The sequence below is a fragment of the Flavivirga aquimarina genome, assembly GCF_030540835.1.
GTDB lineage: Bacteria > Bacteroidota > Bacteroidia > Flavobacteriales > Flavobacteriaceae > Flavivirga > Flavivirga aquimarina.
The window spans coordinates 140617-167041 of sequence record NZ_JAUOEK010000172.1 but is presented as its reverse complement, the minus strand read 5'-3'; the positions used below and the strand labels follow the sequence as shown (position 1 = coordinate 167041).

Below are 26425 nucleotides of genomic sequence, written 5' to 3'. Positions count from 1 at the left end.
TTCTACCCACTGGCGTTCTTGCTCTGATAGTTTTTCCCAGTATTTGGTACTGATCAGTAAGACATCGGGAACGGCTGAGTGTTCGTCTATTGTATAATACTTGCTTACTTCGTAATGGTTTGAGGAGACAAACGAGGGCGGGTTGTTCTCGGCTCCGTCCACTACGCCTTGTTGGATTGCGGTGTATAGTTCTCCATAGGCCATCGGTGTGGCCGAGCCTCCCATCGCATTGACCATGTTGATAGCCATTTGGTTGTTCATCACTCTTATCTTCAGTCCTTTTAGGTCGTCGGGGGTACGGATTGCTTTGGAACTGGTATAAAAACTTCTACTCCCTGCATCGTAATAACAGAGCCCTCGCAACCAAAATTTACTCCCTTTTTCCAATATCGACTTGCCTACAGGGCCTTCTAGTACGTCAAATTGATGCTGCTTGTTTTTAAATAGGTAGGGGATTCCCAGTACATGGTATTCGGGTACAAAATTAGAGAGCGTCGCGGCACTTACTTTGGTTATCGCTACGCTTCCTATTTGTAATAGCTCTAATACTTCGCGCTCGGAGCCTAACTGACCGTCTGGAAATACTTTTATTTTCAATGTGTTTCCTGACTTTTTTGCTAATACTTCTTGGAACTTTAAAATCCCTTTGTGTACTGGATGCGTCTGAGGTAAGGTATGGGCCAGATACAGAACCTTCTCGCCGGATTCTTCTTTACAGGAAATAAATACAAGGAACAGTAATAGTATGGGGAGTCTTTTTAGCATTACGTATAGTATTGAATAATTTGACTTTGTTAATTTACTTTTTGTTTTATGCATCTCTTTATGGTAAAAAACAAAACACTAAAACTATCTTATTTTAATTCATGTTTTTGCACATACTACAAGATAATTTATATTATGAGCAATTTTAATATAAATATTAAATATGACGAATAAATTATAATTCAAACACTATAAACTATAATCCCTTTATGAATTATAATTTATATTATTCTTCACTAACATTACTTATAGAATTCATTTTCTTTTAATCAACTAACTTTTATTAATGAACTCTTCTATTGTTAGTCAAATTCATTTATGTTTGAAATTACTAGTTTTAAACATCTTTCTAAATAACCTTGCTCAATTATACAACCCTGTATTACCTGCTTCTAACAATGGCATTAGCTTATTTACAGTTTCTGCATTTTCTGATGCTATATTAATGGTTTCAAAAGGGTCATTCAGATAATCATATAATTCGATTGTTGGCTCTCCTTGTCTAAAATATTTGGTTAAACGGTATCTCTCTGTTCTTAGTGAAATACCATTTTTAAAATAACTATAAGCTACATCTTTTTGCCTTGGTTTAGAATTATCCATTAAACCTACCAAACTTCTTCCATCTAAATTATAAGGTGCTTCAATACCACAAAGTTCTAATAATGTTGGATAAATATCAACTGTTTCAACCACCGTTTTATTAGTTTTTCCAGAAGATTTTAAACCTGGAACTTTTATAACAAGCGTACTATTTAAAGCCTCTTCAAAGATAGTGTGTTTACCCCAAACTTGTTGATCTCCTAGATGCCAACCGTGGTCTCCCCAAACAACAATAACGGTGTTTTCTTCTAATCCAAGAGCTTCTACTTCTTTAATCAAAAGCCCTATTTGCTCATCAACATAACTAACACAAGCATAATACCCATGAATCAATTTTTTAGCATATTCGTCAGAAACTCGATGTTTAAGCGTTGCTATTTCATCCCCCAAAGCATAACGATTAAATTCTCCACTAGCATGCAAACTTTTCAAGTTTATATTTTTTGGAATGTTTGGGTTTTTTGAGATTTTTATTGAATCTCTATTGTATAAATCCCAATATTTTTTTGGTGAGTTGAATGGTAAATGCGGTTTAAAATACCCTACTCCCAAGAAAAATGGTTTATCTTTTTCTTTTAACCTTTTTAGTGATGATAATGCCATTTTTGTAGTAAGCCCGTCTGGATACCCATCATCTTCCACATTGCCAGCTTCATAAGGTTTTACCTGATTTTTCATGCTTTGACGGTTTTCACCATCGGCATAGGCAAAAAATGAATTCCAACCTGTCTTCCATTTTCCGCTATCAAAAAGTATTTCGTCCCAACTATGCGGAAGTTCTCTTTTATTTGAAGGCATATCGTTATATCCGTATACCAAACCATCTGCTGAGTGGCTAATTTTACCTATTCCAACGGTATAATATCCATTGCGTTTTAAATGATGGATGAATGATTCTGGCGTTTCTCCTTCTGGTTTGTTTGAAGTTTCTATGGCTGTTATATTGTTATCCAACTGAACTACCGTTCTTGGTCGTAATCCTGTTAGTAAACTTTGCCTTGAAGCACCACAGGTAGGAATTTGTACGTAATGATTAGCAAACGCTGTACCTACTGAAGCCAACTTATCCAAATTTGGTGTTTGAATAACCGAATTGCCATAAATGCCTAATTCGGTTTTTAAATCATCAACTGCTATGAATAATATGTTTGGTTGTTTTTCTTTCTGAATTATTTCGCTTTTACAAGAAAATGTAAAACATAATAAAACACTATAAAGAATGAATTTGCTAATAATTTTCATAAATTAATTTACAGGAATAATCTCAAAATCTTTGCTTAATCGTATATCTTCTGATGAACTACCAATCATAGCTTTAAACATACCAGGTTCGACAGTCCAATCCATATGCTTGTCTAAAATAACCAAATCGTCTGGGTTTAATGTGAAATTTACAGTTTTTGTTTCATTTGGTAATAAATGTATACGTTCGAAACCTCGAAGTTGCGATTCATAAGTCGTTACAGTACTTACATAATCTTTCACATAAAGTTGAACTACCTCATCACCTGCACGTTTACCTGTATTTTTTATTTTAAATGACACTTCTACATCACTTTGAGATTGTTTTGTTTTTTGATTCACCACCAAATCACTATACTCAAACGTGGTATAACTTAATCCGTAGCCAAAAGGATAGAGAGGTCCTAAAACTCGGGTATTTCCATAACCATTTGGTCCTGCTCCGGGTTGTCCTGCTTGTGACCCTGGTTTGAATGGAAAATTTAATGGAATTTGTCCTACAGATTTAGGAAATGTTACCGATAATTTTCCGCCAGGATTATAATCTCCAAATAATGTTTCTGCAATCACTTCGCCAGCAGCTGTACTAGGAAACCACGCTTCTAAAATAGCTGGTAAAAACTTGTTTTCCCAGTTTATAGTTAAAGGTTGACCGTTTATAAGTACTAAAACCACTGGTTTTCCTGTTTCATAAAGTGCTTGTACTAATTGAAATTGTCTTCCTGGAAGCCCTAAGCTGGTTCTCGATTTTGTTTCGCCTACTCGTTTTTCATCTTCACCAACTACGGCTATTATTATATCAGATTGTTTAGCTTTTTCAACAGCTGCATCAATATCGGCTTGCTCTTCACTTGAAAGTGGTGTTGGAATAATTTCACTCCCTGGCCAATCGGGGTCTACAATATCACAACCTTTTACAAAATTGACTTCGGCCTTATCTGCGACATAATTTTTAACGCCTTGACACACCGATGTTGATGGATTGAAAGCGGGTCCATATCGGCTGTATGTAAAACTTACCTCGTCTGCTAATGGTCCTGTAACTAATATTTTATTTACCTTATTTACATCAAGTGGTAATAAATTGTTTTCGTTTTTTAACAATACTAATGATTCTCTATTTATCTGCTTTGAAAATGCTTCATCTGCTTCTGTATGAACCAATTTATCTGCTTCTTTCGGATTTTCTACGTAAGGCGTATCAAACAAACCTAACTTAAACTTAACTCGTAAAACATCGGCAACTCTAGAATCAATAGTTTTCATTGATATTTTGCCTTCTTTTATCAACTCTCGCAAAGGTTCAATAAACGACTCTGGGGTTCTAAACGTGGTACGTACATTTAAACCTGCTTCTATAACTTGTCTAACTGCTTCTTTATAATCTGCTGCTACATGATGTTTATCTGAAACGTATTCTACGGCTTCACTATCTGAAACAACATAACCTTTAAAACCATATTGCTCTCGTAACAATTCTGTTAAAAAATAATGACTTGCTGAAACTGGTACACCATCATAATCGTTATAACTACTCATAACCCCCATAGGTTTAGCTTCTTTTAGTACTCTTTTAAAAGGGTACAAATGTAATTGATGCATTTCACGGGGTGCTACGTGTGGGTCTGTTCTTGCATCTCCATCTCTTGCTCCTTTTGGGATGCTATACACTGCAAAATGTTTTATGGTTGAAGCGACACCTTGCGATTGCACACCTAATACCATTTGTTTCCCCATTTCTGCTATATGAAATGGTTCTTCTCCATAGCATTCTAACACACGTCCCCATCTTTGGTCTCTCGCTATATCTAATATAGGTGCATACACATTTGTGTAACCTAAAGCTTTGGCTTCTCGTCCAACAATAGTTCCTGCTTTATAAACCAATTCTTTATTCCAAGTACTACCAATACCAATTGGTGCTGGTAATGGTGTTGCTTTTTTGTGACATAAGCCATGTACTCCTTCATTTGTAAAATCTACAGGAATGCCCATTCTTGTTTCTTCTACAAACCATTTTTGAACTTTATTAATGGCTTCGGCATGGGTACTATATGGAAACGATAATTTTGTATGGGTTTTTTCCTGATTCCAAATCGTGTTTAAGTGTTCATCTATATTGGCTATACCATCTTTCCATACACGGTTTTTCCATTCTGGTGTTGGCAATTCATCTTTTAAAACTCGTGCATAGCCATATAACGTAGCGAGTTGACATGTTTTTTCTTCAACATTCATCAAAGAAATTAAGTTAGCTACTCTAGCCTCTATATCTGCTTTAGAGTCTTCGAAAATATCTTTTACACCATTTTTATTAAAATCTATCCAGCCTTTGTGATAGATTTTTGAGTTTTCTTTTTTAATACTTGCTGATAATAAAAAAACACATGATAAAACTAATATCGATGTTTTATACTTCATCTTTAGTTATTTAATTTATTTGTTCTATTAATACTAAACTCCATGGTGTTATCTCGTGCTTAATTGACAGATTACCTTTATCATCGACTTTTACAAATTCTATTTTCATTTTGTTAGCGTATTCTTTCATCACTTTAATTTCTTCTCGTGTTGGTGGTTCTGGTTTACCCATAGATTCCCAAAAGTTATGAATGTTTCCATGATCTTTGTCTAAAATTTGAATTTCAAACATGGTTCCTGGTTTTAAGTTTGAAAGTACTAAATCAAGATTTTTAGATGTTCCTTTTTCGCGCTTATCTTTCCCTGCTGGTACTGAATTTTCATATTCTTCTGGATAGTTATAAGCAAGGGCAACAATATTTCCATTTTCAGATTTTTTACTTACAAAAAGGTAATCGTCTTTATATAATTTTTCATCGCCTAATTGATGCAACATACGATAGGCGTGGTAAGATGGTTTTACTAATCCTTGAAAATTAATCATACCAAAGCCTCCATGAAAGATACTAGCTGCTCCGCCTTTTTCTTCAAATATATCTGTGAAGGTCCAAAAGGCTAAAGAGTTTGTTAAACCAATACAATCTAGGTTACTTTTAACAATATAAGCTGCTGCGGGTAAACGATCGTGCATATCGTCTCTACTACTTGGGCTGGTATTCCATTCTGTAAGGTGCACTTCAACATCTGGAAATGCACTTTTTGCAATGGTTTTATTTAGCCATTCTAAATCTAACTTAGTAGATTGCACAAAACGAGTAAGCCCTTTTCCTTTTCCTGTTTCGGGATTAAAGGCATAGTCGGTTGGATACGGATGTGTGGTTACAAAATCTACAGGAAGCCTTTCTTTTTTGCAATACTTTAAAAAATCTTCTATCCATACGCCATGCCATTCCAAACTATTAATATCGTCAGTATTATAAATAGCTTCTGAAGCTTTATTATCGGTTGTTTCTCCATCAAAACGGGTGTCTGGCACAAAATTACTGGTTGATGGCCCTCCAATTTTTAATCTTTTATCAACAGATTTGACTGCTATGGCAGATTGTTTATACAATTCAAAATACTGTGATTTTGTACCATCCCAAAATAATGGGTATAAATTGGGTTCGTTCCAAACTTCAAAATACCAGGTTAGTACTTCTTCAATACCATATCTATCTACACAATGCTGTGTAAAGGCTTTAACTAAATCGTGCCATTTTTCAAATGAATCTTCGGCTGGTGTTATATTGGCTTTCCACCAGAACACGGTTTTAGAATTTTCGGCAGCCATACTGGTTGGTAAAAAAGCTAATTCTACAAATGGCTTGACATTTAAATCTAGCATGCGATCAAACAAATCATCAATATATTGCCAGTTGTAGAGGTTTTTTCCTCGTTCTATAATTACAGGAAACATATCGTCGTGAAAAAGCCCGTGAAAACGAACATATTCAAAGCCACAATTTTCTTCAACAGTTTGCAATTGTTCTAACCAACCTGCTCTAAGCCCTTCGTTTGCTCGACCTGCACCAACCACCTTACTCCAGAAATGTTCAAATTTCTCTCCTTCTTTAGAGGCATTAACATTAACTTGTTGTGCATTTACCCCCAACATTATAGTGAGTAAGAACACAGTGATTCTTTTTTTTAATAAATTCATTATTATAAATTAATTAGATGTTTAAATTTTATTTTTTTGTTGCACTTAATTGATATACTTTAAAGTTATCGACTGTCATATGATTATTTACTGTTCTAAAACCAAAATGCCCTGATTGATAAGGGTTTTTATCAAAAAAATCTACCATTAAAATATCGTTTCTGTAATATTGGATAATACCATCAAAAGCAATGATCTTTATTTTGTATGGCTTATTTGGCGTTAACAAAAAATCAGGGTCTGTATAATCATGTTCTGGCAACAAAGGTCTGTTACCATCTCCAACGTATCTTCTAAATCTGGTTTTTGTATTGTAATGCCCTCCAACTCCCATATAATACAGGCGTAAAGTATCATAATTAGAAAATTTACCGCCGCGCTTTTCAGAGTTTTCAAAAATATTATTTGAATTTTCAGGGTCTATCGCCATCCAAAAACAATTTAAATCTGACACTCTATCTTGTGGGCCACCATTATCAATTACAACAACATCATACTCAATCATAATTGGTCCCCTAAATGACATTTTTTGCCAAATGGTACAACCTGCTACATCTGTAATTTCTAATTTCCCATCTTTAATTTCAACTTTTCCTTCTGGCATTTGTTCTACTTTCCAATCGTCTAAATCGTTTTCAAAAGCATCATTATATATTAATGTAGCTTTTGCTGTAAGCGAATCGTTTATATGAACAGTATGTGCCTTTTTTTCGCATGAAAGCATAAAAACAGAGAGGCATAAAAGGGATAAAATGTAAAACCTGTTTGAATTAAATTTTTGAATATTCATTCGTATCAATAATTAATTTTAAATTATAAGTGTACTAATCGGTTTGGGGTTTATCTGCACCGAAATAGGTTTATTATTATACATAACATTCAGTGTTTTTGATGTTTCTTCTGGGTTATTCACAAGCAATATAGTACGACCATCTTTAAGATGAAAGGCTAAATGATTTTTTCCTTTAGAAGATTTTAAAATTTCGTTTTGTGGCATAATTGCAAAAAGCGGAATGCCTTTCTTTTTATACGTCTGAACAAATTTCGAAAAATATAACGCATAGGCTTTAAGATATCTTTCTTGCATTTTAAAGACCGTCGCATTGTTAGCTTGTACCCAACACTCTGTAGGTGTTGTATAAATTAAATCTATTTTTTGGGCAAAAAGGGAGTTAAACACAAAAGGCATGATTATTATTAAAGCATACTTTGTAGTCATTTTACAAGTCCATTTTTTAATCATCGTTATATTTTACTTTTAGTAAAAAGAAATAAATATTTTATGCAATTTTGCAAAAAATAAGATTTAAAACTATAAATAATTACCCATACCTTATAAATGATGGTTCATTTGGAAATAAAAAAGTTTGAACTAGCTTTTTTAGAGATTTTTGAAACGTTCTATGCTACTCTATTCCGAACTTCCCCTCTTTCTGTATTTAAAACAAAAAAACAGCACCAAATAAAAAATTTCTTGAAACGAACTATCCTCGAGGCAGTCCCGATAGCTATCGGGACATAGGGGTATTTCACTCGTTTCAAGAAATTTTTTATTTAGATTCCCGATTTCTCGGGAATGACAATTTCAACCGAAACCCCGAGGCAGAGCCTCGAGGAATTCTTTTTGATTAAAAAGTGCTGCTTTTTGTTTTTAATAATTTAATTTCTTAAAAATCTCTACCTTCAGATGGGTAAAGCTTCAAAAATTCTTTTCGATTAACTTATTCAATTCTTTACCAATTTGAAAGTCTTGGTTATATGATTTCCATTTAATGACATTATATAAACTCCTTTTGAAAGACGACTAATATCCAAACTCGATTCTTTTGCTCCTGATGGAATAAGGCCTTTTATATTTGCTCTCCCACTTATATCAAAGATGGTATAGTTATTAAATTTTGAAGCAGGTGTAACAATTGTTAGACTACTGGAAGTTGGATTGGGATAAATCCCCACATTACTTCTTTGATCATTTTCATCTTCTTGTGATAACAATTTCTCATTGGCTGTTTTTGAACTACTAGCAACAGTATCGAATCTCCACTGTTGATTTTGATTGTTACTATTTGAACTCCATAAATACACATTTTGGTTGATGGCACCTCCACCGCCTCCGTCGATAGAGTACCCCGATGCATTTCGTTTTTGTAGTCGATAGTGGCCATTTCCTGCATTAATTTTTTGCCAATGCTGGTTTTGGTTGTTGTCACTGCAAGTCCATAAATAAACATCTTGTCCATTGGCTCCTCCATTACCTCCATCGATACAATAATTGGTGCCATATTTTTGATAGGAATAGTAACCATTTCCTCTATCTATTTCGGTCCAGGTTAGATTATTATGATTTATATTCGTGTACAACTCGATACTCTGCCCATTAGCGCCACCACTGCCACCGTCCATGGCAAATCCCGTAGCATTACGCTTTACTAACCGAAAATTTGGGGAAGCCGTACCTCCAGGGCAAATACCTGTATTTCTAGTAACACTATTGCTGCTACCAGAATTGGTAATCGCCCCACAAGATATACCTGATATACTTGAACTGCCAGAGTTTAAAACCAAGGGATAATGAGAGTAATTATCTATATCAATATTACTTGCTATTAAACTATTTGTACTTCTAACAACTGTATTGGTGCCTGCTACGCGTACTCTGTACAGTGTGTTTATACCTGTTTCGGTACTATTCAAAGTAATGTTGTGTCCGCTACCTCCTATGTATGCAATCATTCTACTGCCATTATAAGCGCCACTTGTAGAAGGTAATAGAGTGATATTAATATTTGAGTTTTTATCATTATTATAATCAAAACCCAAAACAGGGCCATATTTAGCATCTCCACTACAATTGGTAACTGTTGCAGATGTGCCTACCGCAAAACCTCTTTCGCACTCAATTACAGTTGTTCCAGACACATTTTTGGTACCCGATGCATGAGTTATTGTTACACCGCCTCTCATGCGTTTAACAGTACAATTCTTAATAGTAACATTACTTGTTCCTCTACTATAAAATGTTCCATTAATAATTGTTTCACCAGCATTATATGCCCGAATACCTTCTTCTTGAAGACTCATCATGTAACCTGCCGGAAGTCTATATCCCCAAGTGGTCATAAAATTAACATCATAAGCAGGACCAGAGTTTTCTGCCAACATATTGTCTGTTGTACGCACTTCGCCTTCCACATAACACCCTTCTATAGTTGGGTTTACTGCTGCTTGCATAAATATTCCATGTCCATAAGAGCGATGAATAAGTGTACAGTTTTTAACTGTATTATCTAGGCCTCGAATAAGTAAAGCGGAATGCTTTTTATGTCCAATAATAGTGTTACTACCTCCTTTACCAAAGGCATCTCCATAACCGTAAGGGTAAGAGCCTTGTATGGTCATATGGAACCCTTCTACGGTATTATCTGAACCATCTATTACAATATCTGTTGCGCTTCTAGTTGGTCTTGTGTTACCTACATCCACCATTTTTAAGTTTTTAACTACTGTGTTATTTCCTGTTATTTGAAATTGATGAACAACATAGTTGCCAAATGCTTGTAATACATTGGTATTAAAATTAATCGTTACACCAGTAAAATCGTATGTGCTGTTTGACCCTTCAATTAGCATAACAGTTCGAGTCCAGTCCATTTGTGAAACTGTATAACCCCAACTCCCATTTGAGATATCGGTTGCTGAAATAGTGTACGTTCCTGGCGCAAGTTTAACATTTACGTTATTATCATTTAAATAAGGCTTTAGAGCCGCAAGTGAATTAACCGTTGTTTGAGCAAAACTATTTGCAGACACAAACAACAATAATGTTAAAAATATTTTTGAATATTCTTTTAATAAAAATAATATGATATTTTTTTTCATGATTTTATGTTTTATTTATTATTGTTTTTTCGCTAGTACACATACATTTATGTATATATTGTATACCATGATGACATTTAAAACAAACAGCTCTACTAAAAGATTCTGTTTACTTTGTTAACCAATTTGAAAGTCTTGGTTATTTGATTTTCATTTAACGAAATTGGAAACCCTTTCTCAAGAGTTGGAGAATTTTTCGAATAAATTTTGAATAATCCTGCAGAGATTCAGGTATTCTACTTCCTTATTGCGCATAGCTTTTTCTCCTTCAAAATATCATCGTAAAGCATAGTAATATGCAACACGACTGACACTTTAAAGAATCGTTATAAATTATGGTTTTGATACATTATCCAAAACCGCGTAATTGTATAACTTGCCATAGACAAAGTATATGTGTTAATACGGACTACAAAAGAATTCTATTTGTAGCTCTACCATAACCATATATCATTCGGTCCAGGTCGGATTTTTTGCGTAATAAAACCGAATGTACGAATTGGGTGTTTAAAGAATTTGTTACGGTGGGTGAAAAATGACAAAATAAAGAGTGTCCTTTTGGTTAAAGACAGACCACCACCTAGTCCATTAATAGTTTTTTTCATGCTTCTTAGTTTAAAGTTTAAGCGGTCAATAAAACATGTCTTTTCACCTTATAATAAATTGATTATCAATTTAAAATAGCATTCACATAATGTAGGGTTTTTATTTAAAAAAATATATAAATTATAGCTCTTTCTGTATAAATTATAGTTCTTTTTACTCAAAAACAATCATTCTATAATAGTAAATGAACTATTGGAATGAACTTTATTAAACTAATTATTTGTTAGTGATTTATTTAATTTTAGAGAAGATAATGCAGATTAGATGGTAGTAATATCGAATTTATAACAGCTATAACCATGAAGGTTTTAGTAAATTATTTGGAAATAAAGAAGATAGATACAACTATAGTATTTTTATTAATCTTCTGTTGAAAACACAGAGGCTGGTAAACCTTCTTTATTGTATAAATTTGCACCTTCTGGGTTTCCAGACCATGCATAGCGTACATGTAATGGATTTGTTATTGATACATTCCAAACTTCTATTTTATGCTCTGAAACTATTTTAGCTTCAGCTGGTTTCCATTCTCCATCTTCTCCAACTATTTCAAACCATTTTAATGGTTCATCAACCAAAACAGCTTCATCTAAAAGATGCTTATGTCCTACCATTAAACCAGTACCAGTATGAGTAAACGCAACTTCTATTTTATTGTTTTTTATTTCAAAAGATTTGTATAGGGGACCGCTTACTGCTTTAACTTTTTTATGATAGTCTTTTGCTAAAGCCCAAAGTGCCAAACGTTTTCCTGCATCCATTTTATTATGCGGATGAATATCTTTTGGCTCACCAATATCGTATAAAACAGCCATTCCTGTATTTGGTAATTTTAAAGTTCTTCGTAATTTATCATTAACGGTTGCCCAACCTTTATCAGCCTCATCATTTGCTCTATTGCATGCTGCTAATTGCACCCAATAGAACGAAAAATCTCCTTGATTCCAATCTGCTCTCCAACTATTTATCATAGTTGTTAATGATTCCTCATATTTATTTGCTCTATAAACAGCATTACTTTCTCCTTGATACCAAATAGCTCCTTTTATTTTATAGGGAATAATGGAATACAACATACCATTATACAATGTTGCAGGGATCTGTCTCTCTTTTCTTGGGTGTGTAGCTGGTCTTGGTTTACGACCTTTCTTTCCCTTTTTTGTCCAAGTTGCTAACTTACGTTCATAAATGGTGTCTTTATATCCCTTTGCATCCATCTTTTCTATAGTCTCGTTAACTTCCTTTCTATTGGCCTCAAAATAAGCTTTCATATTTTCATCGGCTAAATAAACATCTTCAGAAATCCAAGGTTCAATGCGTGAACCGCCCCAAGAGCATTCTACTAAACCTATGGGCACATTTAAATGTTTACGCAGTTCTTTTGCGAAAAAATAACCTGTAGCTGTTATTTTTTCAATGCCTTCTGAATTGGCACTTACCCAATTGCCATTAAAATTGGGTTTCTTTTCAAATATGGAAGTTGTTTGTGGTACTTCTATATGTCTAATCCAATCGTCATTTACAGTTTCTATTTCTTTCCGTATGTATTCTACTAAAGGTTGATGTTTTGGATCTCTGGCATCTCTAACAAACTTTGCCATTGCGAAATCCATATTAGATTGTCCTGTACATAACCACACTTCACCAGATAACACATCATTAATTACAATAGTATTTTTCCCAGAAACGGTTATTTTAAATGGTCCACCTGCTTTAGGTGTTTTTAACATAACTCGCCAAGTACCATCTGCTTGTGTTATTACTTCTGCTTGTGCACCCCAGCTTGCTACTACAGAAACTTTCTCATTAGCATCTGCCCATCCCCAAACTGGAATTTCTGTTTCTCTTTGAACGACCATGTGATCAGAAAAAACAGCATTGAGTGTTACATCTGCCATCAAAAATTGTGGCAAAAAAATCAAAAAAATACTTAGTAACTTATAGGGTGATTTCATAGGTTTTTAGTTTGTTTATCTAAACAAAGTAATTTATTGCAATTTTTCGAAAATAAAAAAAACAAACTATAAATTATGACCCTTTAATTATAAATGATGGTTATTTTAATTTTTAACCATTTTCTTGCTAGCAATTATTCCCTTATTATTAATTTGAATATAATATACCCCGCTATTAAAATTACTTACATCTATTGATTCTGAATTACCTTGAATCTTAGTCTTCATCATTAATTTCCCAACCATATTGTAGATTTTTATAACTGCACCTTGGCTGTTTGTAATTGTAAATTGATTAGTAACTGAATTTGGAAATAGTTTTATGGTATTTAAGGTAGTTTCTTCAACACTTAAAACCGATGTTCCATACACCTCTACCTCTGCCAGAGTTATTCCTCTATCCGAAGTTTTTTCAATTCTCACTATTTTACCAGTAATTTCATCTACATCTATTGTTAGTGAAGGGTTTGGAGGATCTACATATATTTCTGAAAAAGTGGTGTTTCCATTAGAATCAATAACAGATACCGTAAAATTATTTAACCTTTCGCCGTAATTACTACCTGTTCTATTGTAAATTACAATACTCCAAAGTATTTTATCTTCTCCTAAATCTACTTGCCACCATTTAAGACCCGCATCATTACTTGTATGTGAGACTGAACCCCCACCAAAGTTTCCATCTGTGTTACCATCAATAGCTAATTCGGGCAGGCCACCAAAATCTGTTGTAGATTGAGAAGCAATACTTCCATTCGAAGCTAAAGCTAGATTAATTCCTATGTCGCGAGTAACAGTTACCGCGCTTACACTTACATGTTCTCCATCTAATGTGGCTACTGTAATAGCAGTTGCTCCATAACCTATTGCTGTTATTAACCCGTTGGCATCTACTGTTGCTACAGATGTATTATTGCTAGTGTATATTACATTTTGATTCGTTGCATTTGTTGGATATATTGTAGTTGTTAATTGTTGCGTTTCTCCAAGAGCATCCATATTTATATTTGATGGTGTGGCAGATATCCAAATTATATCATTCGAGTTTAAAGGCGTACAAGTAAAACTATTTATAGTATTATTTGTACCATTATCTGTTACTGCACTACAAGAAGCTATGTTGGCTTGACTACAATTAGCTCCTAAAGTTATAGGAAAATAGCCTTGATTCTCAAATACAATGTTATTGGCATCTTTATAGGGGGGTTCTTCTCCTGAACCTGCAAGCCATCGATGGCCTAACCTAGTTCCTCCTATAAGAATTTCTATCTCGTTATCAACGTTTTCAGTTCCGTCTTTTAAAGTAACGTTATGGTTTGTACCAGCTATGTACATCGTAGGGGTATTACCATATTTTGGCACATAATTATTTAGTAATGTCAATTCTATATTTGAATTACTACGTTCAACATCTTCCGAATACAAAGGGCCAACGGATGCATCTCCTCGACAATTAATCACTTCGGCATCAGAACCACACCAAAAACCAGATTCGCAAGCTAGAGCGGTACAGTTTTCTACATATTTATCTCCTTGGGCCCAACCAATAGTTACACCCGATCTCATTTTAACAACCTCACAATCAATCACTCTTGGTCTGTTAGTTCCTCTTTCTAATTCAACACCGTTTATAATGGTTTCTCCTGCATTATAAGCTCTAATACCATCTTCTTGTAAACTAAAGGTGTACCCAGGTTGTAATCTATACCCCCATACGGTCATAAAATCAACATTATCTGCTGGTGAACCTGTCCCTTCTTCTGCTAAAACTTCATCTGTTGTTCTTAGTTCTCCTTCTACACGGCAGCCTTCAATTATTGGATCATTGGCAGCCTGAAAATAAATTCCATGCCCATAAGCTCTATGAATAAATGTGCTGTTTTTAACATGATTAGAATTTCCTCTAACCAAACATGCACTATGTTTTCTATGTGAAATAACTGAACCACCTCCTTTTCCAAATATGTCACCATAGCCATATGGAAAGGAGCCTCTAATAGTACAATGAAAACCTTCAATTCTATTATTCTCTCCATCCATCACAATGCTATTCGCCCCTCTTGTAGGAGCGTCTTCCGATGCTCCCACATCTACTAAAGTCAGATTTTTTATTACATTATTGTTACCTACTGTATGGGTCTCATATATTTGATAACTACTTCCATAAGCTTGAAACACTTTTGTTTCTACATTAATAGTAACATCTGTAAAATCATACGTACTGTTGTTTCCAGCGAAAAGAAGTAGGGACTTTGATAATCTACCAACAATATCTGTTCCTGTCTCATAAAGACCATTCTTTGCGTCTTCTTCTGTTATCCAGTACGTACCTGGCACTAGTTTTACGTTTGCATTATCATCATCTAAATAAGGCATTAACTCACTTAAAGAATTTACAATAGTTTGTGCTTGTAATTGAATACATGACACCAATAAGCATAAAAATGCCAGAACTTTTAAAGTATAATAATTTTTCATAATTTAATTTAAAAAAGTTAAATAATTCGAAGGTTCTAACTAGTGTCTTTTTCTCCTACTAAAGGTAAGAATAGTTGAATTTTTATTAAAAAAAAAGACTGTAAGATATAGTTCATTAACTATAAATTATTAGTCTTTTAGGTAATTATAAATTATATTTTTACTCTTTTGGCTAACGCTTCATTTTCACTTCTTAATTTTAAATACCATCCATCTAAATTTTCTCCAATAAAGAATTTCTTGAAACCAACTATCCTCGAGGCAGTCCCGAGGCAGAGCCTCGAGGAATTCTTTTCGATTAAAAATGGTTTATAAGTCATTTTTAATGTCTTTATATTTCACAATTAATTCTTCTAAATTCTTGGTGGTATGCTTTTGTTTAGCCATAAGTGCTAAAGAGAATAGCACTCTTATTATTTAAAACTTATAGTTAGTTTAATGTCATCCAGTTAACCTGTTTCCAATTTTTCTTCACATAAGGTTGAGGAGTCCCAACTGTCGATCTTCCATTTTTAATAATTTGGGTAATCTTCTCTTTGAGTTCTTTTACAATTTCTGGATGTTTAAAATAAAGATTACTCGTTTCTTCTGGGTCATTTTCCATATCATACAACTCAAACAAGGCTTCTCCTAAATCGGGTTTTATAATAGTTGGCTTTAAAGAGCCTCCAGAGCCTCTAAACATGTTTAATTTCCATTTTCCTTCTCTGATGGCAAAATGTCCTGTAAATGAATGATGAATAACGGCTCTATCTAAATTTTGATTCGAGTTGGTCCCTTTCATCATTGGATATAGACTATAACTATCTTCTCCTGCATTATCTGGAAGTTTTGCTCCTATAATATCTGCAATAGTTGCTAAATAATCGGATTGACATACAGGTGAATCAACCTTTTTTCCTGCACTAATAGCATTAGGCCAACGCATTAAAAACGGTACGCGATGTCCGCCTTCATAGATATCTCGTTTACCTCCTTTAAAATTCATACAGCTATAATGTTGATAGGTATCTCTTTGGTATGCATAATTAGATTCAGCTCCATTATCTGAAGAAAAAATAACTAAGGTATTCTCCTCTAAACCATTTGCTTTTAAAGCATCTAGCACTTGTCCAACACGATAATCGGTTTCTTCCATAAAGTCACCATAATTCCCACAGTTGCTACGTCCTTGAAAATCGGGGTGTGTACAATGTGGTAAATGCGGACTGGTTAATGGCAAATACAAAAAGAAAGGTTTACCAGACTTGGCATCATTTGCAGATTTATTAATATACTCAACTGCCTTATTAGCAAAGGTTTCTAGCACTAATTCATCATTAAATGAAGGAGCTACCTCAACATAACCTTTACTTTGCTCTTCTTTATATGGCGGAGTCATCCTATAGGTACGAGGCGTAATATCCATTTTCTTTTTAGTAAATAACGTGGGCGGATCTAATACTCGGTCGTTCTCTAAATAAGTCAATATTCCGAAATTCATAGAGGCAGGGATACCAAAGAAATAATCGAAACCTTTTTCTATAGGTCCATCGGTAAATGGTTTTGACCAATCTCGTCCACCTTCTTTTAAACTACCTTCAAACTCCATTTGAAGATGCCACTTCCCTACCATAGCTGTATTATAACCATTGTCTTTAAGTAGTGAAGCAATCGTCATCCGATCTTTTTCAATTAAACATGGCCCGTCTGAACCAATAACACCTTTTTTTAATGATGTTCTCCAACTATAACGCCCAGTTAATAAACTGTACCTTGAAGGGGTACAAACTGCATCACTACTGTGGCCATCTGTAAAAGTAAGCCCTTCATTAACCAATTTATCTATATTTGGGGTCTTAAATTTAGCTTCTGGATTAAGTGCACTTACGTCTCCATAACCTTGGTCATCTGTATAAATAATAATAATATTTGGTTTACTTGTTTGAGCACATCCAAAAAAAACACAAAAAACAAAGTAAAAACAACATGTTGGTATTGAAAAAAACCTATCTAATCTTGTTTGTATATTCATAGTTATTTTTGTTTTTTTTGATCCCAAAATCGATATGGGGCGTCAGAACAATTCTTTTTATTTAATCACGCTGTCTTAATTCGTTTACTTTACGGTCTGCATTATTTGTAATATGACGATCGTATTCTTGTGTATATAATGTTGCAATAGTGTTATATTGTTCTGGAAGCTTGTTGTAATCTACCCAAGCTTTATCATAAGCTTTAATCCACTTCTGAATACCTTTTTTATCACCTTTAGACTCAGCATCAGACATGTAAATAAGTGCTCTATATATTTTATAAAGCCTTAAACCATATTCTGCAGAACCTATAGCATGACTTTCGGCCTCTTTACTTTCCCAATGAATTGATTTTGCCAGCTTAACAATGTCTTCCCACTTGGCTACAGATTCGTCTTTTTGTTCTAAATTTCGTTTTTGCCCCACAATATCTTTTGCAGGTTCTGGCCATCCAATCCCTTGATCACGAGTCCACCATACATTCATATCATAATGAGTTGAATTTCTTCCTCTCACTACTGCCTCTGCCGAAAGCAGACAAAGTTTTCTAAATTTAGCAACATCGTCACCTTTTAAATGTAAACGCTCCATTGCGTATCGATTAAAAATAGACACTTCTGTTTGCTTGGTATTTTTGGCCCACTGTGCCATAACCCAAGAGTTTAAATCGCACCACATTTCTCTTTTTATATATGGACCTTCCCATCCACCACCACGAGACCAAGTCCAAATACCAGCATACAGTTCCGGTTTTTTTTCAACAAATTCTCGTAAGCTATTAGTTTTTTCTTCAGGCATTCTAGCATGTTCTTCAAATCCTTCAATTACTCCATTAGCAATATAGTTTGGATAAGCTCCTTTTCCTTCGTATTCACGAGCTGATTGTACTTCTATAATTTGAGGATGACGCCCTTGACCAATAACTTTACTGAATGGACGTGCCCTATGAAAATCTCCCTCACAATGCTTGATACTAATCATTAAATTCTCGTGTGGCTCAATAGCATTGCTAACTTTCATATAAGAACCTAGGTTTCTATCGAAAGCATTCCAAGTACGAAAAACAAGTTGCTTATTTCGTTTTACACAAATCTCTTCTCGCAAAATCTGCATTAAAGGAATAATCGTTTTTTCTGGATTTGTTTTATGTTCTATAGCACCTTGATGATAGGGAGCATCATGCAAATAAGTTTCCCCTATTCTTACAACCAATCCATCAAGACTAGGAAACTGATCGAACATCTCATTAATTTGAGCACGAATAAACCTCTCTGTTAATGGGTTGTTAGGATCTCCAAATGTATCTTCTATCTTATATTTCTCTATCAAACGTTTAGGGAACAAAACCAAATCGGACATAGCATAAATAGCCATATCTTGATCTTTACAGGCTTTATGCATTTTATTAATTTGTTTTGCTTTATCATCAACCCACTCACGCTCTTTGGAATCTTTTGGTAAAATATCTGAATCTACCGATTCCCAATTGATTGCCAATGCTGGAGATTCAAAAAGGAAATATACTTTTCCATTATATCCCATCTCTTTTATCACTGCAGGATTATTATAAACCGATTGATAAGGTGCCTCGCCTGGGTTATGGTGAACCATATCTAAAACTAAAGGTTTAGAAAACTGATTCTGTGCTATTAATTTAGTGCCCAACACAGCATTAGACACAAAAAGGGATAATACTAGTATCTTGCGAAGATTTAATTTATTCATTATATCTATATTATTATTTTTTAATCAAAACAATTTCTTGACCTATTTTTGTTGGAATATCATATAAGTACGTTGGTCTTAGTACCACTTCATTTAATGTAGCGGATTTAGATATTAATGGCTTTTTAATTGTAGGCGTTTGATAAAAAGGGTTTTTATTCATGCCTGAAGCTAAAGTAATCTCGTTTTTATCGGCATATACTAATTCGTTATAGGTACGTATACGGCAGTTACCTCCTAATTTGGATTTTATAACAACTTTTTCAACCACGCCATTTTTCCATTCTAAAGCTATAATTTCAAAACTACCCCTAGCACGTAAACCACTTACATTTCCATCTTTCCAGACATCGGGAAGTGCTGGAATTAAATGAATGGCTTCATCGTGACTTTGCACTAACATTTCGGTTAAACCAGAGGTAAATCCGAAATTTCCATCAATTTGAAATGGCGGGTGTGCATCTAACATATTTGCATAAGTACCGCCTCCTTTTGGAGAACCTGGCCTACCTACTAATTTGATTTGATCGCCCATTAATTTGTACGCATGGTTTCCATCTAATAATCTAGCCCATAAGTTAATTTTCCAATTCATAGACCAACCTGTTGAAGGGTCTCCTCTTTGAATTAAAGTATTTTTAGCTCCTTGAAATAACTCTGGGTTTCTGTAAGGTGATATTAGATTTGAAGGATACAATCCATATAAATGCGATACATGACGATGTTTATTTTCCGGGTCGTCTAAATCTTCTATCCATTCTTGTAATTGGTTGTATTGACCAATTTGCATTGGTGGTAGTTTAGACAATGTTTGTTCACTTTTTTGAATCCATTCAGAATCTACATTTAGTAATTTAGCGGCATTTATTGTTTTGGTTAGTATGTCAAACACTAACTGATTATCCATAGTCGTACCTGCTTCTATATTAACACTTTTTGGACGCCCTTTAGGACCGTGTTCTGGAGAAATTGACGGAGAAATAACCAACCAATCGTTTTCTGGGTCTTTAGTTAAAAAGCTTAAGCAAAATTCTGAAGCTCCTTTCATAGCAGGATACACCGAACGTAAATAATCTAAATCTCCACTAAACATGAATTTCTCCCATAAATGCTGACTTAGCCATGTACCTCCTGTTGGCCACATTCCCCAAGTAGCACCATCTACTGGACCACTAATTCTCCAAAGATCTGTATTGTGATGTGTCACCCAACCATCGACACCATACATAACCTCTGCTGTCTCTTTTCCTGTAACAGAAAGGTCTTTTACCAGTTGAATAAGTGGCTCGTGCATTTCGGGTAAATTGGTTACCTCGGCTGGCCAATAATTCATTTGTGTATTAATATTTACAGTATATGCACTTTTCCATGGCGGTGTTAATTGATTACACCATAAACCTTGCAAGTTTGCTGGCTGTCCACCTGGTTGTGATGAAGAAATTAGCAAATATCTGCCAAACTGAAAATATATAGCTGCTAATGAAGGATCGTATCCTTTACTAAACTCTTTTATCCTAACATCTGTTGGTTTTTTAACCGCATCTGTTTTTCCTAAATTAAGCGATACTCTTTTAAAATACTTTTGATACAAAGCTGAGTGGTTACTCAGTAATTGTTTGTAATCTTTTTTTTCTGCCTTAGCAATATAATCTGCTGCTTTTTTATGAGGGTCGGCACTAATATCATTATAATTTACAAAATTGGTAGCTACAGATATATAGAGAATAACACTATTCGCTTTAGAAACAATTAATTGGTTATTCTCTGAGGTTAACTCTCCGCCATTTGGTACAATTTTTACACGTGCATCAAACTCAACTTCTCCTTTAATAGCAGGAACATCTTTTGGTAACCGTTTGTTTTTATTATCACTACCAAAACCAGTCATTTTTAAAACATTCTCATTCTCTAAAGAAAGAGTAACCTTAGAAGGAGCAGGACGATCCATACTTGCTGAAAAGCTAATGGCTCCTTTTTTATTGGCTGTTAATTTCATTACTATAACCTGATCTGAAAAAGAGGTGAAAATTTCTCGCTTATAATCAACTCCTTCAACAGTGTACATGGTTGTATTCACTGCGTTTTCAATATCTAATTCTCGATGATAATTTGAAAAATTCTGATGTCCCACAAAATTCAATCTTAAATTCCCTACGGTTTCATAAGGCATACCGTGAGATTTTTTCGAAATAAATGCACCTTCTGCTAAACGATGCGCTTCGCTATATTTATCTTGAAATATTAGTTCTCTAACTTCTGATAAAACTTCTTTAGCCTTAGGGTTGTCATTTCTATGAGGGCCACCCGCCCAAAGTGTATTTTCATTTAACTGAATGTTTTCATGTGCTGGATTTCCAAAAACCATGGCACCTAAACGGCCATTTCCTAGAGGAAGCGCTTCATTCCAATCTGCCGCTGGTGCGGTATACCAAAGTTTTAAATCTGTCTTTTTTTGTCCAAAAACATTAGATACAATAAAAAGCACTATTATAAGAACAGCTATTTTATTCTTTTTGTATGCTATTATCTTATTCATCATAATTAAAGTATATGTGTATATAATTGTTTATTTATTAGTTTTTTATAATCCAATTCTATTGTTATGATTTACTTATCTATGTGAACTTTAAACTTTTTAGAATTGTAATCTCTTACGGCTATAACTGTTACTTTTTGTCCTTGATACTTTTTAAGATATTTTTCTAAATCAGCAATATTTTGAATTTTATGTTTGTTTATTTGTTGTATAACCCAATCGCTTTTCAATCCAGCATTCAACCACATTTTTGCCTTTTTAGCGTCTATTGATTTAATATAACATCCAAAGTCATAACCACCCGTTGCATCTATCAAATCTGGATCATCAGCAATATTTATCATTAAAGCACCATGCACCTCTTTTTCGAGTGCTTTTACTGATTTTTTTTCGTTTGCTCCTTCATATTTACCTGCTAATAACGTGCTTAACCAACTTGGGTAACTAACTGTAGTTACTTTTTTAAATTTAGCTTCCGTCGTAAAACCTACAGGAATACCATTAGAATTAAATGTTTTAGCTTTTAATAACGTAGTGGATGTTATTTGAAATGGCTTCGAATATTCTAACGAATGTGTATTTGGTTCTGAACCATCTAAAGTAAAATATATTTTAGCTCCAGTACTTGCTCGATTATCCGCCACTAAACTTACTGTTTTCTCCTCTGAAAACTCACCCCCAAAAGGAACAATCCTTGTCATTTGGTGTCCAAACTTATCCATTGGAAAGTTTTTAAAACCTAATTTTAAAGCTGGTGAATCTTCCTTAACTTGATAATTACCATTAATAGGATCTACAAAATTAGGGTTACCGACAACTGCATTAAGGTCATAACCTCTTTTTTGCCATGCTTCCATATTTACATTTTCTAAGACATCAAAATCATTAGGGTGATTTATATTCCAGTACAAATTGTTGTCGTAGTTAGTACTCCACTTAGTTTCTACTGGTAACCTCACATCTCTTATAAAACGCTTTGTGGGTTGCTTCTTTCCTGGAATAATCCCAGATATAACAAAAATATTTTTATAGATTTCGTCTTCAGATTCTTTTGGCCATACATGCCACCCTAAAGGAACCGCACTAACTGTAATATTATTAAAAACCTTTCTCGCCATACCATCTCTTAATTTAATGGTTGACCCCAGATTTAAATTATTGTAAATTTCAAAATAACTAGAGCCATCATCTAAATCTATAGTCCAGTTTCCTGCACTTATAGATTTACGGTAATTAGCAATACGGTTATTTCTTATAATAACATTATCAATAGCATCTAGTTTGGTTAATTCTTTTAGAAAATGCTCATCAGATCCTCTAGAACCTTTCCATTGCCTTTCTCGTCCCCAAGAATTAAAAGGGCCGTGCTCTCCAGTTTCTCTAGCTGTTTCCCATATATCGTTAAATTCAATGATGTGCCCTCCCCAAGTACCATCATTAATACATATTCCTGCACGCGGACAATTGTAAATAGTATTGTGAGATGCTTTAATTTTATGACTCATAGAAATATAAACTCCTGCAACTTGTTTCCCAACATCACCAAAATCGTGCATAATACTATTTTCCACCACGCATTCTTTTGGATAATCAGACGTTTTAGGGCCTGGTTTTAAATCCATATTCTTGCGCATCTCGTTCCAATCTTTTCCGTCAATTTCTTTATCATCCCATGTTTGGTAAAAACGAACCGCAGAAGGTGAACCTACAAAACAAACAGCACTTTCTCCTGTATGCACAAACCTACATCCTGATACTTTATTATTGCGATTGTATGCGCTCATAAAAACACCGTTACCGCCTATATATTCAAAGCTACAGCCTTCCACTAAACAGTCTTCTGTGCCTTCCATGAAAATGACTCCACCTCGATGAATCGCCCAGTCACCACGAGCAACTGGCTCATATTCTTCCATAAAAGTGTATGATGATTGTGTGAAATAAAACCCTTTAAACTGAATATTTTTTACTGGTGATTCTTTACTTCCTTTAAGTTGAATAAAGTCTTTAATAACAGGCACTTCCACTTTTGCCTCTCTTAAGCTAACTCCTGTTGCTGGATAATAGTAAAGTAGATTAGATTCTTTATCTAAAAACCATTCACCTGGCACATCCAATTCTTCAAATATATTTTCTATAAAATACCAAGAGCCTTTTGATCCTTTACCACCAACACCAAAATTTCTTTGTAATTGCCAACCTCCTTCATCTAGATACACTTTGTTTTCTTCTCGATTAACAGTTGCAATTCGGTATTGCATATTTCCCCAATTATGACTTTGATAAGCATGAACAATTCCTGTTTTCGGATTATTCCATATTTTATTTGAAAAAGTCTTGGGGTTATAAGAAAACCATTCATCATAACGGCGATCTGTTCCTCCTGTCACTTGCTGATAACCTTTACCTCCACGAAGCGGATTATCATAATCATAATTAGGAAAACGAGCTCGAATTTGGCGTTCATCATCAATAAATAACTGGTCAAATTCTAATGCAGATGGTAACTGGGTTACATATATACCATCTTTATATTGGTTCCAATGTAAATTTTCTAATCGTTTAGAGCCTTTTATAACAACCTTAGCTCCTGGTAATGCCGAAAAAACAACAGGTTTATTTGATGTCCCTGAATAGTCACTTCCTATTTGGATGGTTCTATCCAAGTAATAAGTACCCTCTTTAAACCAAACAGTGACAGCTTCTTTACCTGCTAACTTATTTACTTCTGCTAAAGCCTTATAAAATGTAGCATAAGGGTTTTCTTGAGTACCGTTTCCTTTATCATTTCCAATAGGAGACACAAAAATGTCTTTAGCAAAAAGATGATTTGCTATTATTAAAAAAATGATAAAAGCTTTATATTCCATGGGTATGTTACTATTCTACAAACTTTAATAATTAGTTTGTTTGATTCCACAATCTATATGGATCGTCATTAATAACCATTTGTTCAAGTAATAAACCTTCCATTTCTGCTAATTTATCGGCATATTTTGGGTTTTCTGCTAAGTCAGTTTCCAGTTCGCCAGCCTTATTATGCTCAGGTAGATATTCATTAGGGTTTTCTGCTAAATTAAAAAGCTGAGTTTCTCTAACTGCTCCATCTAAAACATCGTACTTTATAAGTTTCCAATCACCTTTCTTAACTGTACGCATTCCTGGTTTTGTTCCTCCAGCATAAACCCCATACATTACATCTCTAACCTCTTCTTTTTCTCCTTTTAAAACTGGAACAAAGCTTTTGCCTTCAACCGTTTCAGGAGTATCTATACCTGCTAAATCACATAAGGTTGGTAGTACATCTAAAAGGTAAATATTTCCTTTTACGCGTTTGCCTGCATCTATTCCTGGTCCCTTTACAATAAATGGAACCCGCCAAGTATGCTCATATAAATTTTGTTTTCCCATTAACCCATGTCTTCCAATAGACATTCCATGGTCTGAGGTGTAGATAATATAGGTATTATCCAACTCGCCCATAGCTTCTAATTTATCAAGCACTTTACCTAATTGTATGTCTATATTTTCTGAACAGGCATACTCACGACCTAATTCGTTACGAACCGTTTGTTCATCTCTGTTTTTCCAAACACCGCTTACACGCTCTTCGTCTCTAAGCTTTGGATGACCATGGTGAAATGGATGTGCTAACAGATAATTGTCCTGAAGTAAAGGTTGTTTTTCGTTGGCTGGGGGACGATTAATCGTGTCTTTATGATTTACTGCGCCATATTTCTCTAATAATTCTGGTGTTCCATCACGTGTATCATGAGGGTGTGAAAAACCAAAATAAATGAAAAAGGGTTCTTTTTCTTGATTAGCTTCTCTGTCTCCTAAATAATCTAGGACTTGTTTCCCATGCCATGCACTTCCACTTTCTTCTGTACCTCCTCGTTTTGTAGCATCTTTTACCACTGTAAATTGCTTGTTTGCATCTTTGTAAGAGTTCCCCATTTTACAAGTACGCATCGTTTTATAACCTGCTCTATTAAAAACAGCTCCTATAGTTTGGTTCGCAAGACTATCTGTACCATTATTTCTATTTTTTGCACTAGGTGGCAGATGCCATAAAGTGCGCCCACTCATAATCATATGTCTTGAAGGTGTACATACAGCACCATTCATAGACCCCATATGACGTGCTTGGTCAAAAACAGTTCCTTCTTTTGCAAGCTTATCTATATTAGGTGTTTCTAATATTGAATTGGAATCGTAGGTTTTTAAATCGAATGGTGATTGGTCATCCACTAATACAAACAAAAAGTTTGGTTTCTTTTTTTCTTCTGGTTGTTTTTCAACACAACTTGTACTCATTATTAAAATCGCAGAGACTACTAGTATTACTGTTTTTTTCATCTTTTGTAAAATGTATATATTATTCTTTTGGTTTAATTTACTACTCAAAACAAGTTTATAAACTTATTCTTTATAATCTCAATAATCTACCTGTTTTATAACCCTCACTGATATTTTTTTTGCCGTCTATAAGATAGAAGAGTGTTTATTTGTATAATAATATTAATTGTAAACAAACCATTAGAAGTTTTCAGTCGAG

15 protein-coding genes are annotated in these 26425 nt (G+C 34.3%); all 15 read right to left on the bottom strand.

What is annotated here, in order from left to right:
• Positions 1-765: TRAP transporter substrate-binding protein (locus Q4Q35_RS18555; RefSeq protein WP_303279521.1), on the bottom strand; the 765-nt coding region annotated here is incomplete at its 3' end.
• 363 nt (positions 766-1128) lie between these two features.
• The gene (locus Q4Q35_RS18550; RefSeq protein ID WP_303279520.1) at positions 1129-2610 is read right to left on the bottom strand and encodes a sulfatase; all 1482 of its coding nucleotides are present in this window, start codon (positions 2608-2610) and stop codon (positions 1129-1131) included.
• Between the two features lie 3 nt (positions 2611-2613).
• Positions 2614-5031: a glycoside hydrolase family 3 N-terminal domain-containing protein gene (locus Q4Q35_RS18545; protein WP_303279519.1), complete on the bottom strand. Its 2418-nt coding sequence runs from the start codon at positions 5029-5031 to the stop codon at positions 2614-2616.
• 10 nt (positions 5032-5041) lie between these two features.
• A complete protein-coding gene (locus tag Q4Q35_RS18540) occupies positions 5042-6673 on the bottom strand; it encodes a GH39 family glycosyl hydrolase (protein ID WP_303279518.1) in 1632 nt (543 codons plus the stop codon).
• Positions 6674-6701: 28 nt separating this feature from the next.
• Entirely contained in the window at positions 6702-7463 is a 762-nt protein-coding gene (locus Q4Q35_RS18535) for a DUF6250 domain-containing protein (RefSeq protein WP_303279517.1), read from the bottom strand.
• Positions 7464-7481: 18 nt separating this feature from the next.
• Positions 7482-7892 (bottom strand): hypothetical protein, encoded by a 411-nt coding sequence (locus Q4Q35_RS18530; RefSeq protein ID WP_303279516.1) that lies wholly within the window; start codon positions 7890-7892, stop codon positions 7482-7484.
• A gap of 506 nt (positions 7893-8398) precedes the next feature.
• Positions 8399-10552, bottom strand: coding sequence for a T9SS type A sorting domain-containing protein (locus tag Q4Q35_RS18525; protein WP_303279515.1), 2154 nt, complete (start codon positions 10550-10552; stop codon positions 8399-8401).
• Positions 10553-11517: 965 nt separating this feature from the next.
• Positions 11518-13113 carry a sialate O-acetylesterase gene (locus Q4Q35_RS18520; RefSeq protein WP_303279514.1) on the bottom strand — a complete coding sequence of 532 codons (1596 nt, stop codon included), beginning with the start codon at positions 13111-13113 and terminating at the stop codon, positions 11518-11520.
• Positions 13114-13218: 105 nt separating this feature from the next.
• Entirely contained in the window at positions 13219-15591 is a 2373-nt protein-coding gene (locus Q4Q35_RS18515; RefSeq protein WP_303279513.1) for a T9SS type A sorting domain-containing protein, read from the bottom strand.
• Between the two features lie 152 nt (positions 15592-15743).
• Complete coding sequence (locus Q4Q35_RS18510; RefSeq protein WP_303279512.1) at positions 15744-15911, bottom strand: hypothetical protein; 168 nt, start codon at positions 15909-15911, stop codon at positions 15744-15746.
• A 110-nt stretch (positions 15912-16021) separates the two neighbouring features.
• Positions 16022-17605: a sulfatase family protein gene (locus Q4Q35_RS18505; RefSeq protein WP_303279511.1), complete on the bottom strand. Its 1584-nt coding sequence runs from the start codon at positions 17603-17605 to the stop codon at positions 16022-16024.
• 61 nt (positions 17606-17666) lie between these two features.
• Entirely contained in the window at positions 17667-19331 is a 1665-nt protein-coding gene (locus tag Q4Q35_RS18500) for a hypothetical protein (RefSeq protein ID WP_303279510.1), read from the bottom strand.
• Positions 19332-19344: 13 nt separating this feature from the next.
• Positions 19345-21870 (bottom strand): glycoside hydrolase family 95 protein, encoded by a 2526-nt coding sequence (locus tag Q4Q35_RS18495; RefSeq protein WP_303279509.1) that lies wholly within the window; start codon positions 21868-21870, stop codon positions 19345-19347.
• Positions 21871-21938: 68 nt separating this feature from the next.
• The gene (locus tag Q4Q35_RS18490) at positions 21939-24737 is read right to left on the bottom strand and encodes a chitobiase/beta-hexosaminidase C-terminal domain-containing protein (RefSeq protein WP_303279508.1); all 2799 of its coding nucleotides are present in this window, start codon (positions 24735-24737) and stop codon (positions 21939-21941) included.
• Positions 24738-24768: 31 nt separating this feature from the next.
• Positions 24769-26226: a sulfatase family protein gene (locus tag Q4Q35_RS18485; RefSeq protein ID WP_303279507.1), complete on the bottom strand. Its 1458-nt coding sequence runs from the start codon at positions 26224-26226 to the stop codon at positions 24769-24771.
• Between the last annotated feature and the right edge of the window lie 199 nt (positions 26227-26425).